At 34.4% G+C, this 18,544-nt stretch carries 17 protein-coding genes and 1 riboswitch; of the genes, 7 read left to right on the top strand and 10 right to left on the bottom strand.

Going from position 1 to position 18,544, the window contains the following annotated elements:
* Positions 1–2 precede the first annotated feature (2 nt).
* From ACSULM_RS06850 to ACSULM_RS06810, 9 genes are all read right to left on the bottom strand, one after another.
* Positions 3–1,076, bottom strand: coding sequence for an alanine racemase (locus tag ACSULM_RS06850; RefSeq protein ID WP_436861601.1), 1,074 nt, complete (start codon positions 1,074–1,076; stop codon positions 3–5).
* Positions 1,073–2,230 (bottom strand): amidohydrolase, encoded by a 1,158-nt coding sequence (locus tag ACSULM_RS06845; RefSeq protein WP_436861600.1) that lies wholly within the window; start codon positions 2,228–2,230, stop codon positions 1,073–1,075. The genes ACSULM_RS06850 and ACSULM_RS06845 overlap by 4 nt, the downstream gene beginning before the upstream one ends.
* 199 nt (positions 2,231–2,429) lie before the next feature.
* Positions 2,430–3,149, bottom strand: a complete 720-nt coding sequence (dapD, locus tag ACSULM_RS06840) for a 2,3,4,5-tetrahydropyridine-2,6-dicarboxylate N-acetyltransferase (RefSeq protein ID WP_436861598.1) — start codon at positions 3,147–3,149, stop codon at positions 2,430–2,432.
* 22 nt (positions 3,150–3,171) lie between these two features.
* A complete protein-coding gene (gene dapB, locus ACSULM_RS06835; protein ID WP_436861595.1) occupies positions 3,172–3,894 on the bottom strand; it encodes a 4-hydroxy-tetrahydrodipicolinate reductase in 723 nt (240 codons plus the stop codon).
* Entirely contained in the window at positions 3,891–4,778 is an 888-nt protein-coding gene (gene dapA / locus ACSULM_RS06830; protein WP_436861592.1) for a 4-hydroxy-tetrahydrodipicolinate synthase, read from the bottom strand. The genes dapB and dapA overlap by 4 nt, the downstream gene beginning before the upstream one ends.
* Before the next feature lies 1 nt (position 4,779).
* Positions 4,780–5,769: an aspartate-semialdehyde dehydrogenase gene (locus ACSULM_RS06825; protein ID WP_436861590.1), complete on the bottom strand. Its 990-nt coding sequence runs from the start codon at positions 5,767–5,769 to the stop codon at positions 4,780–4,782.
* A 67-nt stretch (positions 5,770–5,836) separates the two neighbouring features.
* Positions 5,837–7,045 carry an aspartate kinase gene (locus ACSULM_RS06820; RefSeq protein ID WP_436861588.1) on the bottom strand — a complete coding sequence of 403 codons (1,209 nt, stop codon included), beginning with the start codon at positions 7,043–7,045 and terminating at the stop codon, positions 5,837–5,839.
* An 83-nt stretch (positions 7,046–7,128) separates the two neighbouring features.
* Positions 7,129–7,307: riboswitch (Lysine riboswitch) on the bottom strand.
* Positions 7,308–7,484: 177 nt separating this feature from the next.
* A complete protein-coding gene (locus ACSULM_RS06815) occupies positions 7,485–8,315 on the bottom strand; it encodes an aldo/keto reductase (protein ID WP_436861586.1) in 831 nt (276 codons plus the stop codon).
* A 149-nt stretch (positions 8,316–8,464) separates the two neighbouring features.
* The gene (locus ACSULM_RS06810; protein WP_436861585.1) at positions 8,465–10,069 is read right to left on the bottom strand and encodes an ABC-F family ATP-binding cassette domain-containing protein; all 1,605 of its coding nucleotides are present in this window, start codon (positions 10,067–10,069) and stop codon (positions 8,465–8,467) included.
* A gap of 143 nt (positions 10,070–10,212) precedes the next feature.
* Here ACSULM_RS06810 and cvfB point away from each other — a divergent pair, with 143 nt between their 5' ends.
* From cvfB to phoU, 6 genes are all read left to right on the top strand, one after another.
* The gene (gene cvfB / locus ACSULM_RS06805) at positions 10,213–11,112 is read left to right on the top strand and encodes an RNA-binding virulence regulatory protein CvfB (RefSeq protein WP_436853823.1); all 900 of its coding nucleotides are present in this window, start codon (positions 10,213–10,215) and stop codon (positions 11,110–11,112) included.
* A gap of 388 nt (positions 11,113–11,500) precedes the next feature.
* A complete protein-coding gene (locus ACSULM_RS06800; RefSeq protein WP_436861584.1) occupies positions 11,501–12,457 on the top strand; it encodes a PstS family phosphate ABC transporter substrate-binding protein in 957 nt (318 codons plus the stop codon).
* Between the two features lie 129 nt (positions 12,458–12,586).
* On the top strand, positions 12,587–13,516 hold the full coding sequence (gene pstC, locus ACSULM_RS06795) for a phosphate ABC transporter permease subunit PstC (protein ID WP_436861583.1): 930 nt from the start codon (positions 12,587–12,589) through the stop codon (positions 13,514–13,516).
* A 1-nt stretch (position 13,517) separates the two neighbouring features.
* The gene (gene pstA / locus ACSULM_RS06790; RefSeq protein WP_436853820.1) at positions 13,518–14,432 is read left to right on the top strand and encodes a phosphate ABC transporter permease PstA; all 915 of its coding nucleotides are present in this window, start codon (positions 13,518–13,520) and stop codon (positions 14,430–14,432) included.
* A gap of 104 nt (positions 14,433–14,536) precedes the next feature.
* A complete protein-coding gene (pstB, locus tag ACSULM_RS06785; protein ID WP_436861581.1) occupies positions 14,537–15,412 on the top strand; it encodes a phosphate ABC transporter ATP-binding protein PstB in 876 nt (291 codons plus the stop codon).
* Between the two features lie 3 nt (positions 15,413–15,415).
* On the top strand, positions 15,416–16,066 hold the full coding sequence (phoU, locus tag ACSULM_RS06780; RefSeq protein WP_436861579.1) for a phosphate signaling complex protein PhoU: 651 nt from the start codon (positions 15,416–15,418) through the stop codon (positions 16,064–16,066).
* Between the two features lie 73 nt (positions 16,067–16,139).
* Here phoU and pepF read toward each other — a convergent pair whose 3' ends face one another.
* Entirely contained in the window at positions 16,140–17,948 is a 1,809-nt protein-coding gene (gene pepF, locus ACSULM_RS06775; RefSeq protein ID WP_436861576.1) for an oligoendopeptidase F, read from the bottom strand.
* Positions 17,949–18,192: 244 nt separating this feature from the next.
* Here pepF and ACSULM_RS06770 point away from each other — a divergent pair, with 244 nt between their 5' ends.
* Positions 18,193–18,540: a hypothetical protein gene (locus tag ACSULM_RS06770; protein ID WP_436861574.1), complete on the top strand. Its 348-nt coding sequence runs from the start codon at positions 18,193–18,195 to the stop codon at positions 18,538–18,540.
* The last annotated feature ends 4 nt before the right edge of the window (positions 18,541–18,544 follow it).

Raw genomic sequence — 18,544 nt, 5'->3', positions numbered from 1 at the left:
AATTATCTATACTCCTTTATTAATGAGTGGTGATTCATAGCACTTAATTGTTCAGAATTAGCGCCAACGCCTTTGAATGTATATTCATCAACGCGTATATCATTATTATATAATATAACTTCATCGCGTGCATGGATACTGTCATCAACTTCTACAAACATATGGCTCATCATCAATGCTCGAATAGGGTAACGTTTGCCATTAATTAAAGCTTCATGCTTTGCTCTAGCCTTTAAGATTCCATCACCATACCCGATATCCACAACAGCTAATTTCGTATGATCTTTCGTTGCTTCATAAGCAAAGCTATAGCCACAATAATCACCTTTACTAACTTCTCGCACTTGAATCACATTCCCCTTAACCGCCAAAGATTGTTGAATGCTATCTTCTGCAATAGATTGATAGGGTCTTGAACCATATAAAGCGATACCCACACGGGCGTGTGTATGATGATTTAAAACACCATTTTCTCGATAATAACTCGCACTATTTTGAGCATGTATCATCTCAAACGTATATCCTTCTGAGATTAAAGTATCTACAACCTTTAACCAAGCATCTCGTTCAATTTGATAGTCTGGCACATCGAATTCATCAGCATAACCAAAATGCGTCCATAAACCAACGATATTCATTTTGTGTGATTGTTGATTTTGATAATGATGATGTAGTACTTCCTTAATTTCATCAATAGATTTTAAGCCTGAACGATGCAATAAATTCTCATACTCTAAGTGTATTGAAATATCATAAAGATCATTAAAATGTTCATAGTAGTATGACAGGGAAGGCAAGGTCATATGAATTCGGTAATCACGTAAAGTATCGAAATCATACACTGCATTCATTAAAAAAATGGTTGCATTAGGCGCAAGTTCACGTATACGCACAGCTTCTTTTAAAGACGTTGTACTAAACGTATCAATTCCAATTTTAGAAAATTGTTCTATTGCAAATTCCAAACCATAGTGATAGGCATTATTTTTTACGACTGCCATAATTGTATTATTCTGCTTTACTCTCTTTGCATTATCACAAAATGATGCTGTATCTACGGACCAAATGGCTGTCATTGTGTATACACCTCACTATAAGTTGTTAATATTTGTTCATAATAGTCTGCAATACGTATCAACATATGTTCATTAAAATTTAAATGCGCAGTGTGCAAACCTGTAACATAGCCTTTACCTTCGTCTCGAACACCAACAAATACAAAATAACTTGGCGCTAGCTGACTATAAAAACTAAAATCCTCACCAAATAAGTAGGGCGTTGGTTTATCGATGACTTCAAAATTCGCTTTTTTCAATCCATTTTCTACATAGCTTCGTAATTGTGGATCATTATACGTTGGTGGATAACCTTCTTCAAATTTAACTTCACATGAGACATTGAAAAGCAATTCAACACTTTCTGCAATCTTAGCCATTTGTTGTTGTACAATTTGTAAATCTTTAACATCATATGTTCGAATTGTACCTTCTAAATAACCATGACTAGGCACAGTGTTAATCGCTTCTCCCGCTTCAAAGTGACCCATATGAACGATATTTCGTTTCAAACCATTTAAATGATATTGTTGAATTTGTCCAACTTGGCTTAAAACATGTTGCAACGCTTCACCACATGAATGACCTTGTTCTTTATCAGCAACATGACTTGAAAGTCCATTCAAATAAAATCGATACTCGGTTGCACTTGCCGTTATTTCTTCATCCCTAATTACCACGCGACCTTCATTTTCAAAAGGCATCACGTGGACACCAAAGACAGCTTCAATTGGGTATTTATCAAAAGCACCTGCTCGAATCAAACGATTTGCACCACCGCCTGTTTCTTCAGCTGGCTGAAAAATAAATACAATATTATGTGGCAGGGCACCTTGATCTGCTAATGCATTACAACGTTGGACAAACAACATTAACGCTGTTGTATGACCATCATGTCCACAAGCATGCATCACATTATCAATTTTGCTTCTATAATCTACTTCATTTTCTTCAAAAATAGGTAAGGCATCAATATCTGCACGATAGGCGATTGTATGATTACTGTTGCCTGGTAAATATGCAACTAAGCCAGTGTCTAGGGGACGCTCATAAACTACATCTAATGAATCTAAATATTTAGCAATATAAGCTGTCGTTTCAAATTCATGTAAACTTAATTCTGGGTGCTGATGTAAATAACGTCTATGTGTTGTTACAAATTCTAATTCGTTCATCCTAATCAAATCCTTTGAGTAATATTCCAAAAATTAATCATGTATTTCAATGACTGATATGTATCGTTCAAATATTATAAAAATGAGGAGGTACGATACAAATCTATTATTTTGTATCGAATATACCTCCTTCATAAATATTATTGCTGACATCCTCTGTCTTAAATCAATATTATCGTTTCTTTATGACTGTAAATTACTAATCGTTTAATTTTCTTAATGCTGAAACAATTTCACGTTTAGAATCTTCTACTTCACTTGTTTGTTTAATCACTTTAGCTGGTGTACCAGCTACTACAGCTCCTGCTGGAACATCTTGTGTCACAATTGCGCCAGCTGCAACAATGGCACCAGCACCGACACGTACACCTTCAAGTATAACTGCATTTGCACCTATTAACACATCATCTTCAATGACAACAGGTGAAGCGCTAGGTGGTTCAATCACACCGGCTAATACGGATCCAGCACCAACATGCACATTTTTACCAGTTGTTGCACGACCACCAAGTGTCGCATTCATATCAACCATTGTACCTTCACCAACAACTGCACCAATATTAATAGTTGCACCCATCATAATAACTGCACCATCTTCAATAATCGCTTGTTCACGAATAAATGCACCAGGCTCAATACGCGCATTGGTATTTGTTAAATCTTTCAATGGGATGGCTGAGTTACGTCGATCCATTTCGATTTCAATTTCATCTATCGTTGCTTGATTTTGCTCATAAAATGGTTTCCATTCATCTGCTTCACAGAAAATAACTTTTGAATCGTTCGAACCAAATACTTTAAAACTATCTGGAAATGTAACATTGTCAAAACGACCATTTACATAGACCTTAAGTGGGGTAGATTTCTTTGCATCACTAATATATTGAATAATTTCTTCTGCGCTTAAATGTTGTACCATAATTAAATTCGCTCCTTATTGTTTATAAATTATCAAAAGTATAATAATCATTTGCTTTATTTATTAATTTTTCTGCTGCACCAATCGCACCATTTGCAAAAATGTCTTTTGATTGTGCACGATGTGTGATTTCAATAGTTTCATCAGTACCAGCAAATAAGACTTCATGTTCGCCGACAATAGTGCCTCCTCGAACAGCATGAATGCCGATTTCGTCTTGTGTACGTTTTTCAGTATGTTCATGTCTGTCATAGACTGGCGTCGTCTTGTCACGTAATTCTGCAATAACATCATATAGTTTAACAAGTGTACCACTAGGCGCATCCACTTTTTTATTATGATGCGCTTCTGTTAATTCAATGTCGAAATCTTGTAGTAGTGGCACTGCTGCTTCTAAAATTTTAGTCAATGCATGGACACCATAACTCATATTAGCACTGAAAAATACTGGCATATCCTTACTTAGTGATTTTAATTTATGAATGATTTCATCCTTTTCACCAGTTGTTGCAATCACTAGTGGTAAATTAAAATTATCATCTAATAAAGGCAATAATAATTCAGGATTTGAAAAATCGATCGCAACATCTGCATTTTCAGCTTCTGCTATACGTTCAAAAGTAGGGTAGGGATAACCTTTTGAAGCATCCCTAACAATGATACCTACAATTTCATGTCCTTTGTCTTCAGCTAAACGTGCAACACGTTGATTCATGGCACCATAACCAATCAAGAGTATTTTCATATATTTTCACCTGCTTTATATGCTTCATATGCTGCTTCTAAAGATTGGCGTTCCTTGTCTTCAAGTGGCACAAGTGGTAAACGAACTTCATAATTCCCGAAACCTTCTACCGCAGTAAGTACTTTTACAGGAATAGGGTTAACATCTATGGATAATGCATCTAATAATGTTTGAATCGGTTGAAATTGTTCTTCGATATGTGCGCCTTGTTGTTTATCATCGTATAATGCTTGGAATGATTTTGGAATTACATTAGCTACAACGGAAATGACACCATGTCCACCTTTATCAAAATATTCCACAACATTATCATCATTACCACTATATAGCGCGAATGTATCGAGATTCAGTCGTTGTTTCAAATCATCCATATATTCAAAGTCATTCGTCGCATCTTTTAATGCAACGATATATTCATTTTCACTCAATGTTGCAACAGTATCTGCATCAATGGTCATATTAGTACGAGATGGCACATTGTATAAGATGACTGGTAATTTAACTGCATCTGCAATTGTTGTAAAATGGGCAATCAAACCACGTTGATTCGTCTTATTATAGTAAGGTGTAATTAACATAATAGCGTCTGCACCAATTTCTCTCGCACGTACTGACGCTTGTATTGATTTTTGCGTACTATTGGTACCTGTGCCTGCGACAACAGGTACACGTCCATCAACGACATTAACAACAACTTCTAATATATGATCTTTTTCTTCATCTGTTAGTGTAGGATTCTCAGCTGTTGTACCATTTACCACGATAGATTTAGCGTTATTATCGAGTAAATAGTTTACGTGATTTCTTAATGCGTCATAATCAACTTCATTATGTGTGAAGGGTGTCGCTAGGGCGACACCTACACCTTCAAAAATATGTCCCATATTATTTTGCTCCTTTCAAGTCCATGACTTGTTCAAGTATTTGAACTGCATTCAATGCAGCACCTTTCAATAAATTGTCAGAAGTACACCAAACATGGAACGTGTTATCTAAACTATCATCTCGGCGAATACGTCCAACAAATATTTCATCTTTACCTGTTGAATGAATCGCTAAAGGATATTCATTATTTTGTGGATTATCTACAAGAACGACACGTGAATCACTTTCAAATAATTGTTGAATTGCTTCTACCGTCGTATCTTTATTCACTGTCACACTCATATGAACACTATGACTATCTTGAACAGGAACACGTACACACGTTGCTGTGACTTTTAAAGCTTCGTCTTTTAGTATCTTACGTGTTTCATCAATCATTTTTTGCTCTTCTTTTGTATACCCGTCTTCTAGAAATATATCAATATGTGGTAACACATTATTATAAATAGGGTGCGGATATGCTTCTGGTGCTTTACCATTCGCACCTTCTGCTAAATCCTGTCGACCTTTAACACCAGATCCTGATACAGCCTGATAAGTTGTGTACGCAACTCGATTTAAACCAAAAGCTTCTTGTATTATTTTAAGTGGCACTACCGATTGTATGGTTGAACAATTTGGATTGGCAATAATTTTTCTATCCAATACAGGCTCATTCACTTCCGGAACGATCAAATCAATACCTTCTGTCATTCTCCATTGACTTGAATTATCAATAACAATAGCACCTGCTTGTTCAAAAATAGGCGAGAAGTGTTCACTTGTACTACCACCAGCGCTCATTAATACGTAGTCAAATGCTTCACTAGCCGCTTCGTCTGTGAGTTCTCTTACTGTATAGGATTGCCCTTGAAACTCAATTTGTTCACCCGCCGATCTTGCAGATGAAAATAACACTAATTCATCAAAGGGGATGGCTCTTTTATCGATTGTTTCTAACATTTTTCTTCCAACTAATCCTGTTGCACCTGCAATTGCTAATCTTGTCATACTTATACACTCCCATTTATATTGTTAATAATTGTAAGTTTATTTTCGAAAATTCTGATATCAAAATTTAAATATCAAATGCTTGATATAGGGTTTGAACTGCGCGTTCTCCATTTTCAGCATCAATAACACACGAGATACTAATTTCTGAAGTAGTTGTTTGATAAAACGCAATATTATTTTCAATTAAAGTAATAAATGCTTTCGAAGCAACACCCGACATATCTCTCATACCAGAACCAATTAAAGAAATTTTCACATATTCTTCGTTGATTTTGAAACCTAATGCACTAAAATCTTCTTTTAAGGTTTCCAAAATCGATGAAATTTGGACAGCATCTGTATCTTTAATTGTAAATGACATCTGCAAGCCTTCTAAATTAATGATTTGCGAAATCATATCTACATTTACCGCACCTGCTTCTAATTTATTAAATAGTTCAGTCAATAAGCGATTATCTGGAAGTGGATAACTGATTGTCACATGCATCATATGTGTATCTAGTGCGACACCCGTTACAGCTTTCTTTTCTAAAATTTCTGTTTGAGACATAATCCATGTTCCTTTCACATTTGATAAAGTTCTGCCTAAATAGAGTGGAATATTATAATTATTTGCCAACTCTACACTTCTAGTTTCAAGTACACCAGCACCTAACGCACTCATTTCCATCATTTCTTCATATGATACATAGTCGAGACGTTTAGCATGCTCATATACACGTGGGTCTGTAGCGTAAACACCATCAACATCTGTATATATTTCGCAGGGTGTATTGTTACTTGCTGCTAATGCAACTGCCGTTGTATCGGAGCCCCCACGCCCTAATGTAGTGACTTCTAATGCATCATTAATGCCTTGGAATCCGGCTATTACAAGTACATCATTTGTATTGAATGCTTGTTCAAAGGTATCAGGATTAATTTCTGCAATACGACTTTTCAAATGATGACCAACTGTCTTGATACCAGCTTGATAACCTGTCATTGCTTTAGCATTTACACCAATATCATTTAAGACCATTGATAGGTACGATACCGTTTGCTGTTCACCTGTCGTTAGTAGTAGGGCAAGTTCTTGGTCTTTTGGACTCGTCGTTAATGTCGATACATTCGCCATAAGTTCATCTGTCATTTTTCCCATGGCACTGACCACAACGATTAATTGCTCACCTTGTGTTACCCTTGTACGCAACATTTCGGCGATATTTTTTATTTTTGTAAAATCACTGACAGAAGATCCGCCAAATTTCAAAACACTTCTTTCCAATTCCATATCCTCCTCATTAAATAGGGGAGAATCACAGTATTATAAAAAAAGAACAAGTTCGGAATGCGAACCTGTTCTATAAATATATATACAAGTGATGCACTCCATTATTTTAAAATAATGACAGACTCTTAGCTCTTAACCATAAAGTCCAACGTGTTATAAGCTGCTATTATAACTGTTTCGGCATCTCACCCTTTCAAAATTAGCTGCTAGCAGTCAGATTGTTCTAATTTTTACTAATGATTGATGCGCCTCATCAAAACCATATTTAATTTTTGTTTATGTTTCACATTATACATACGCATATATGCCATGTAAACCGATTTTGCGAAATTTTTTAAATTTACTGAAAAATACAACGATTCAAAAATACTTTTGTTATTTATATCGAAAATTTACACTTATATAACGTGATATTTTCATAAATCTCATGCATTCAATTTTAAAATTCTTCGTATTGAGCTGGATCTTGACCTTTTAATCTACCATCTTGTTGTGTTAACTGATTAATCGCGTCCATATCTTGTTGCTCTAATGTAAAATCAAATATATCTTTGTTTTGAATTTGTCTTGCGATAGAAGTAGATTTAGGAATTGGAACTACACCATTTTGTACATGCCACTTTAAAATGACTTGTGGAATGGTTTTATTATATTTCTCCGCAATAACGGCAACATCTTTGTCTTTAATAACTTCTGATGCACGACCTAAAGGACTCCACGCTTGAGTGATGATACCTTTTTCATTATGAAATGCAATAATATCTTGCTGATTAAAGTAGGGGTGTAATTCAATTTGATTCACTGTTGGCAATACACCAGTTTCTTTCTCTAATGTTTCAATATGTTCGGGTAAGAAATTACATACGCCAATCGATTTAATCAAACCTGCTTTTTGTGCGTCAATCATCGCTTTCCAGGCTTCAACATATTTTCCTTGTCGAGGATTCGGCCAGTGAATTAAATATAAATCAATATATTCGACATTTAAACGATATAGAGATTCTTGAATTGCAACCATTGCTGAATCATAATCGTGATATCGACCAGGGAGTTTAGATGTCACAATGATTTGATCTCTCGTTACATGACTATTTGCAATGGCTCTCCCAACTGTGCCTTCATTTTCATAATTATATGCCGTATCCAATAAACGATAGCCTTGATTTAAAGCGTTCGTAATTGCGTGTACACCATGGGCACCATTTAGTTTATATGTACCAAATCCTATTTGGGGTAGAACTTGGCCGTCAATCATATTTAAATGCTTCATATTCATCATTCCTCCTATTGTTACATAACCTGATTATATAGTTCTGAAAATATTTTTCAAAACAATTAACTTACAACGTTCCTTGAAATACGAAATTACAAAAAAACTGTAAGACCCTTATTACAGAATCTTACAGTTAATGATATTGCTTATTTTGTTAAAACGCCTGTCTCTTGTAAATATGCCTCGTATGAAATTTCTTTAGACACTGCACCAGCAGGGTTTAAATCTATAACACGGTTGGCAATCGTATTGATAAACTCGAAGTCATATGAAGTAAAGATGATTGAACCTTTAAAGTTTTTCAAACCATCGTTCACAGCAGTAATACTTTCTAAGTCTAAGTGGTTCGTTGGTTCATCAAGTAATAACACATTCGCACTAGAAAGCATCATTTTACTTAACATACAACGTACTTTTTCTCCACCTGATAAGACGCTTGCTTTTTTCTTAACTTCTTCACCGCTGAATAACATACGGCCTAAGAAACCACGTAAGAATGTTTCTGTCTGTTCATCTTCAGGGGCATATTGGCGTAACCAATCTACTAAGTTCATATCTACACCTTCGAAGAATTCAGAGTTATCTTTAGGGAAATAACTACGTGAAGTTGTTACACCCCATCTTACTGAACCTTCATCTGGTTCCATTTCACCAGCTAAAATTTTAAGTAATGTTGATTTTGCAAACTCACTATCTCCAATTAAGACAGCTTTATCATTTGGATCCATAGTGAATGAAATGTTATCTAACACTTTTACACCATCGATTGTCTTAGAAAGATTTTCAACAAATAATAAGTCATTACCAATTTCACGCTCTGGTGTAAATTTAACAAACGGATAACGACGTGAAGAAGGTTGAATGTCATCAAGTTCAATTTTTTCAAGTTGTTTCTTACGACTTGTTGCTTGTTTTGATTTTGAAGCATTTGCAGAGAAACGTGCAACGAAGTCTTGTAATTCTTTGATTTTTTCTTCTTTTTTCTTATTTTGATCTTGCGCCATTTTCATAGCTAATTGACTAGACTGATACCAAAAATCATAGTTACCAACATAAACTTTAATTTTTCCATAATCTAAATCTGCAATATGCGTACATACATTATTTAAAAAGTGTCTATCATGTGATACTACAATTACAGTATTTTCAAAATTAATTAAGAAATCTTCCAACCAACTAATGGCAGGGATATCTAAACCATTGGTAGGCTCATCTAGTAATAGTACATCAGGTTTACCAAAAAGACTTTGTGCTAATAACACTTTCACTTTTTGATTATTCTCTAATTCTGACATCGTTTTGTCTTGTAAATCTGCTTTAATACCTAATCCTGAAAGTAGGGAACCAGCGTCTGCTTCTGCATTCCAGCCGTCCATTTCTGCAAATTCACCTTCTAATTCTGCAGCTCTAATACCATCTTCATCACTAAAATCAGGTTTCATATAAATTTCATCTTTTTCTTTCATAACTGCATATAAACGTTCATGTCCTTTTATAACAACATCTAATACACGTTCATCTTCGAATGCAAAGTGATCCTGTTTTAATACTGCAAGACGTTCATTTTTCCCCATAGAAACATGACCAGTTTGCGCATCTAGTTCTCCGGATAATATTTTTAAGAATGTTGACTTACCAGCACCATTTGCACCAATCAAACCATAGCAATTGCCATCTGTAAATTTAATATTTACATCTTCAAATAACTTACGATCACCAAATCGTAAACTTACATCAGTAACTTGTAACATGCCTTAACTCCTTTTCGTTAATCTACCGGACAAATTATATCACACTTAGCTACTACTTTCGACCTTTGATAGTATAGTGATGCTTGTTTTCCTATTGCATGTTATAATAAATGTGAATAAATTTGAGTACGAAGGAGAAAAGTATGGCCCAAGATGAAAAAGATATTGTAGGTTCAATTGAATTTCTTGAAGTAGTAGGATTAGAAGGATCTACATACAAGTTACAAGGACCAAACGGCGAAGAAGTTAAACTTAACCAATCCGAAATTAACGAAGAAGATGAATTACAGGTAGGGGAAGAATATAGTTTCTTCATTTACCCAAACCGTTCAGGTGCATTATTTGCAACGCAAAACATGCCTGATATCACTACAGATAAATACGACTTTGTTAAAGTATTAAAAACAGATCGTGATGGTGCGCATGTTGACGTTGGCTTACCGAGAGAAGTTCTTATCCCGTGGGAAGATTTACCAAAAGTGAAAGACGTATGGCCAACACAAGGCGACGAACTTTTTGTAACATTACGTATAGATAGAGACAATAATATGTTTGCACGTTTAGCAACAGAAACAATTGTCGAACAAATGTACACACCTGTCTTCGATGATGAAATGAAGAATAAAGTTGTTGAAGCCAGACCATATCGTTTATTAAGAATTGGTAGCTTCTTACTATCTAAGGATGGATATAAAATATTCGTACATGAATCTGAACGTAAAGCAGAACCACGCTTAGGTGAAAATGTTAATGTTCGAATTATTGGTCATAATGAAAAGGGTGAGTTGAATGGATCATTTTTACCATTCGCACATGAGCGTCTTGATGATGATGGCCAACACATCTTTAATTTATTAGTTGAATATGATGGAGAATTACCATTTTCTGATAAATCAAGTCCTGATGCTATTAAAGAAGTCTTTAATATGAGTAAAGGTGCGTTCAAAAGAGCCATCGGACATTTATATAAAAATAAAATTATCACGATTGAAAGTGGTAAAATTGCTTTAACACAAAAAGGTTGGAGTAGAGTAGAAAAATAGTTCCTTCTATTATATAGATGAAAACATCACACATAAACAATATAAATCCACTCACTGATATGAAAGTGAGTGGATTTTTGTATATAATTTCATGTTAAAACACATTAGCAAGATCATATTCAAACCTAATAACATTGTCGTATACACGTTGTTATTAGGATATTACTATATATGTTAAAAATATAATTCTTAAATGCTAATTAAAAAGTAGTTTAGACCTCATAATACAGAACAGCACATTTAAACCAACGTTTTAAATCTCCCGCACACCATCTTAACAAAACATTTACATTAACTATATTTGTAATTAATAAAAGGCGTGTAGTATAGAAACTGTAAGAAATACATATAACTTTTTGGGTTATTCATTTATTAGGAGGATGTTTCAATGAAAAAATGGCAATTATTTGGTACTACAGCAATTGGTGCTTCACTTTTATTAGGTGCTTGCGGTGGCGGCAACTCTGATTCAGGTAAAGACGGAGGAGAAGTAAAAGGCGATGGTTCATCAACAGTAGGTCCAATCATTGAAAAACTTAACGAAAAATTTGCTAAAGATAACAAAGATGTAACTGTATCAAACGGTACTGCAGGTACTGGTGGCGGTTTTGAAAAATTCATCTCAGGTAGCACTGATTTTTCAAATGCATCTAGACCAATAAAAGATGAAGAGAAGAAAAAATTAGACGATAAAGGTATTAAATATGACGAATTCAAAGTTGCACAAGATGGTGTAACAATCGCTGTCAGCAAAGACAATGATTTCGTTGACGAATTATCAAAAGAACAACTTAAAGAAATCTATTCAGGTAAGGCTAAGACTTGGAAAGACGTAAATCCAAAATGGCCTTCTAAAGATATCAAAGCATTCTCACCTGACCAAGCACACGGTACTTACGATTTCTTCACTGAAGAAGTAATGGACAAAGGTGATATCAAAGCTGAGAAAAATGCTGATACAAACGTAATTGTACAATCAGTACAGAAAAACAAAGAAGGTATCGGTTACTTCGGTTACAACTTCTATGTACAAAATAAAGACAAATTAAAAGAAGTTAAAATTAAAGACGATAAAGGTAAAACAACTGAACCAACTAAGAAAACAATCCAAGATGGTTCATATGCTCTAAGCAGACCATTATTCATCTATACTAACGAGAAAAAATTAAAAGACAATAAAGGATTCCAAGACTTCATGAAATTTGTTCTTGAAGACAAAGGTAAATCAGCTAATGACGCTGGATTCGTTGCATTACCTAAGAAAGACTACACTGAGCAACAATCTAAACTAGACGATATTATTGGTAAAGACAGCAAAAAAGAAGACAAAAAAGAAAGTAAATAATAGCAATATAGCTTAGGGTTGGGATTCTGGAATTGGGGGACAAAGTAAGATTGTTAAATACTTTGTCTCTGAAATTCCAGTCCCAACTTTTTTAAATAATTGGGAGTTTACAAGAAGGAAGGAATTCAAATGGCGAATAATAACCTCTCCGTAAGTGAAATGATAGCTAAAAATAATGCTAAAAAAAATGGTACAAGTGATAAAATTGCACCTGTAATCTTAGGTCTTATCGCAATCTTTTCTATATTAGCAACAATTGGTATTATCGTGACGTTACTTACTGAAACAATTACATTTTTCACTCGAATATCATTAGCAGACTTTTTCTTAACAACAGAATGGAATCCATTCTCTGGCCAACCTAAATTTGGTATTTGGGCGTTGATTATGGGTACTTTAAAAATCACGTTCATAGCAACAATTGTAGCTGTTCCACTTGGATTAGGAGCTGCACTTTACTTAAGTGAATATGCATCAAGTAGAGCAAGAAGCATTATCAAACCAATTCTTGAAATATTATCTGGTATCCCTACAATTGTATTTGGTTTCTTTGCACTTACATTTGTAACACCATTATTACGTTCTATATTTCCTGATCTTGGTAGTTTTAACTCAATCAGTCCTGGTATTGTCGTAGGTATTATGATTATACCTTTGATTTCAAGTATGAGTGAAGATGCAATGTCTTCTGTTCCGAATAAAATGCGCGAAGGTGCATTAGGACTTGGTGCAACAAAATTTGAAGTAGCTACCAAGGTTGTATTACCAGCAGCAACTTCAGGTGTAATGGCATCAATCGTATTAGCAATCTCTCGTGCAATCGGTGAAACTATGATCGTATCATTAGCAGCCGGTAGTACACCATCTGCTTCACTTGACTTAACTGGTTCCATTCAAACAATGACTGGTTACATCGTTCAAGTAGCTACTGGAGATGCTGGTTTTGGTACAGATGTTTATTACAGTATGTATGCTGTAGGTTTCACATTATTTATCTTTACATTAATCATGAATTTACTATCTCATTGGATTACGAAACGCTTCAGAGAGGAGTATTAATATGGCTGAAACAAATAATAGTAAAGTACTTGTCGATCAAAAGACCGTTGAAAAAAAACTCTCTGGAAGACTATCGACGAATAAATTTAATAAGTGGGCATTCTTCGCATGTACGATGATTGGTTTAATTGTGTTAGCTGCGTTAATTATTGACACACTTATCAAAGGTGCTGGGCATTTAACACCATCATTCTTTACGAATTTTTCATCATCTACACCATCGATGGCTGGTGTCAAAGGTGCTCTTATCGGTACCGTTTGGTTAATGATAACAATCATACCAATTTCAATTATCTTGGGTGTAGGTACTGCAATTTATTTAGAAGAGTATGCTAAAAACAATGCATTTACGAGCTTTATTAAAGTGAGTATTTCAAATTTAGCAGGTGTACCTTCAGTTGTATTCGGTTTACTTGGTCTAACAATATTTGTTAGAGGTATGGGCATTGAAGCTTTATCACTTGGTAATTCAGTATTAGCAGCTGCATTAACGATGTCATTACTTATTTTGCCAGTAATAATCGTAGCAAGCCAAGAAGCAATTAGAGCGGTACCAAATTCAGTAAGAGAAGCTTCATATGGTCTTGGTGGTAACAAATGGCAAACAATACGTCGTGTAGTATTACCAGCTGCAATACCTGGTATTTTAACTGGTTTCATCCTTGCATTATCACGTGCATTAGGTGAGACAGCACCATTAATTTTAGTAGGTATTCCAACGGTATTATTACAATTACCTTCAAGTATATTTGATCAGTTCCAAGCATTACCAATGGCAATATACAATTGGGCAAAATTACCGCAAGCAGAATTCCAAAACGTTGCATCAGCAGGTATTATCGTATTGTTAGTAATCCTATTATTGATGAACGCAGTGGCAATTTTCCTAAGAAACAAATACAGCAAAAAATTCTAATCATTTTTTCAAATAAAGCAGTATTCAATCAAGGCTAGTCAATGGGGAAGAACTCAATAATTGATTTATTGAGGACTGGCCTTCTATAAAAAGGAGTTTTAATTATGGCGAACAAGCAAATTACAGATACTAAAGATGAATTACAAGCACATACAGATCGTAACGATACACCAATTTCAACAATTGAACCGACACATTCAGAGAACAAAATTCCTGATAGTGAAAAGAAAATTGTTTATTCAACTAAAAATTTAGATTTATGGTATGGTGAAAATCATGCACTAAAAAACATCAATTTAGATATTTTAGAAAACAATGTAACAGCAATTATTGGACCATCAGGTTGTGGTAAATCAACATATATCAAAACCATAAACCGCATGGTAGAACTTGTACCATCTGTTAAAACTGCTGGTAAAATTTTATACCGTGATAACAATATCTTTGATGATAAACATTCTGTTGAAAAATTAAGAACAAATGTAGGAATGGTATTCCAACAACCAAATCCATTCCCTAAATCAATTTATGATAATATCACTTATGGACCAAAAATTCACGGCATTAAAAATAAAAAAGTTTTAGATGAAATTGTTGAAAAATCATTACGAGGCGCTGCAATTTGGGATGAATTGAAAGACCGTTTAGATACAAATGCTTACAGCTTATCAGGTGGTCAACAACAACGTGTATGTATCGCTCGTACACTTGCGATTGAACCAGATGTTATCTTGATGGATGAGCCAACATCTGCACTTGATCCAATTTCTACATTAAAAGTAGAAGAATTAGTACAAGAATTAAAAGAAAAATATTCAATTATTATCGTGACACACAATATGCAACAAGCAGCACGTGTATCTGATAAAACTGCATTCTTCTTAAATGGCTATGTAAATGAATACGATGATACAGATAAGATCTTCTCAAATCCTTCTGATAAACAAACAGAAGATTACATTTCTGGTAGATTCGGTTAATAAATGGCGATAATTAGACAAAAATATGAAGGCCAACTCGACGGTTTAATTAAAGATTTACGTCGGCTTGGTCTTCATGTATATCATAATATTGACTTTGCATTAATGTCATTAAGTGAAGAAGATCGTAATTACGCACGTCAATCCATAGCCAAGGATAAAGAAGTCAATGCTTTAGAATCTGAAATAAATGAAAAAGTAATCCTACTAATTACAAAACAGCAACCGATTGCAACTGATTTAAGGTTAATGATGGCAGCGCTCAAGATTGCCTCTGACTTTGAACGTATCGGTGATAATGCGGCTAGCATAGCTAAAATAAGACTCAGAGCAAAAATCATCGATAATTATGTACTGACGCGATTAAATACGATGGGTAAATTAGCATTACTCATGTTGAAAGATTTAAATAATGCTGTACGAAACGATGATTTAACTTTAATCAAAGAAATTATTGAAAGAGATAAAGATATTGATGATTTATATAAAAATATCGTCAACACAACGTACTTAATTGATAATGATCCTTTTGTTGCTGGGCAAGCACATTTGGCTGCGCGTCATTTAGAGCGTATCGGCGATCATATCACTAATATAGCTGAAAATATTTATTTTTATATTACAGGAGAACGTTACGAATCGTATACGAAGTAATAAAAAAACAGCACACTACTTATGATATAAAGTTCATAACGTAGTGTGCTGTTTTATGTTTTATAAGTGTGAATTATGCATTATCAATTTCATCTGTCAGTTTTTCTAACTCATCGACTAGACTGCCAATATAACCAATCGTTGATTTCAACGGGGCATCCGTTCGAATATCAATGCCAGCGATATCTGCCAATTCAACTGGTGATTTACTGCCACCAGCCTTTAATGTTTCTAACCAAGCATCTACAGCTGGCTGACCTTCATTCTGAATACGTTGAGACATCACTGTACCAATTGTTAAGCCTGCTGAGTATGTGTACGAATATAGACCCATATAGTAGTGGGGCTGACGCATCCAAGTCAATTCCATGCCTTCTGTCAGTTTGACGCTATCGCCAAAGAACTGACCATATACATCGCGCATAATTTGATTTAAGACTGGTGCCGTTAATGATTCACCTTGATCCACCTTGTTGTAAACTTCTCTTTGATACGCTGCTTCTAGTAAATGAGTGACCATATTGTGGAAATACGTTCTAGATATAATAGAACCGATTACCCAACGTTTAAATTTTGGATCATCGCTATTTTTAAATAAGTAATTTGACATTAGCATTTCATTCATTGTTGACGGTGCTTCTACAAAGTACATTGACGCTTCCGATTCTAAATAGTTTTGGTCTGCTTGTGCCAATGTAAAGTGACCAGCATGTCCTAATTCATGTGCTAATACAAATGTTTCTGTCATTTTGCCAGTCCAAGATATAAACACATAAGAATGTGAAGCGTATGGACTTGCACAATACGCTCCTGTGTCTTTGCCTTTATTTTGCACAAAATCAATCCATCTATCATTATAAGCACTTTCAACCATTTCTAAGTAATCGTCACCAAGCACGTTAAGAGCACCAAAAATATACTTTTTAGATTCCTCTATAGATATCTCTGGTTCATACTCAGGATCTATAGAAACTTTTAAATCTTCAAATCCCATAACTTCAAGACCATGTACACGTTTAAGTAATTTCGCATATTTTTGCATAATTGGCGCCAAATCACTCATAATAACATCTATCTGACGATTGAACATCTCACGTGTAACTTCTTGATCTTGCAGTAAATAATCAATTACTGAGTCATATCCTCTTAAATCAGCTTCAATTTTTTCTTGTTGTATCTGCATATTGTAAGTAGCCGCAGTCGTATGTTGGTATTTACGTAAAGCATCACTGAAATATTTAAAACTTTTAGCTCTAAATGTTTGATCAGGATAATCTTCATACTCATTTTCAAATGTAGCATAGTCTAATGGGTAGACTTTGTCATCATGCTTAAATGATTCAAAATGAATATCCAACATCTTTGTTGTACCATATAGGTCATAAGGCTGTTCAAAAGTAGGTGATAAACTTGCCAAGACTTTTTCAACTTCTGACGATAGCTGATAAGGCTTAGTTGCTTTTAGTTTTGTTAAAAAATGCGGATACTGCGACGTTTGAATTAATTCATCCAATGTTTGATCAGAAACTGCTAAAATTTCTGACACAACAAATGACAATTCGCTAGCAATTTTCCCATAACTAGTAGAGAATTTCGCACTGAGTGTCTGCGCTGGCTCATTAGCTGTATCCACACTCAAACGCAGTTCTGCATAATTAGCCAATCGATCAACTTGAATTAAAATATCTGAATATGTATTTAAAGCAGCTTTGATATTTTCCACATTATCTAAACGTTGTTCGTATTGTTTATTAAAATCTTGCGCATCTGCAATTGTTTGATTTAGTGTTTGATAAAATGCCTCATCTGAAGAAAATAAATCCGTAATATCCCATGTTTCACTATTATGTACGTCACTTCTAAACGGTAATGTTTCAGTCATTTAATCACTCCTATATTGTTAATTGTCTATACAACACTAATTATACATGAATAACTACGAAAAATGACAATTGTAAGTTTAACGTATTTAAAAGTGGGGAACATAACTAAATATTAGATTGACGTGCCAACTGTACTGCACTAATATAAAAAGATACTACTGAAGATTGAAGGTAATTACTTCAGATTGTAGTATAATTACTGGTATGTTGGATGTATACGTTAAAATATAAGGAGTGCAACACATGACAATTTTTGATATGCCTAACTTTTTATGGATTACTGTAGTTGCTGTTATATTAGTAACTATTTTTTGTAATCTTGTCTTAAATAAGTGGTTTGTACCAGCAGTGCTAACTCTAGTTATTTTAGGAATAGCTGCTTTCTTAATACCTAATTTTGAAGATATTACATATGAACCATTATTAGGATTTGCAGCATTTATGGCCGTAATAAGTTTAATTATTAGTTTCTTAATTTGGTACTTCACACGTAATTGGAGACGCAATCGTCGTGACAAAAAACAAAGAAAAGAAATTCGTAAGCGTGGCGGTATTCCTAAGGATGAAATTGAAGATTATAAACAGCAGTAATTTC

Source organism: Staphylococcus caeli, from assembly GCF_051413795.1.
GTDB classification, from domain to species: Bacteria; Bacillota; Bacilli; order Staphylococcales; family Staphylococcaceae; genus Staphylococcus; species Staphylococcus caeli_A.
Note: the sequence above shows the minus strand (reverse complement) of the source record. Positions and strands in the feature narration are given on the sequence as shown.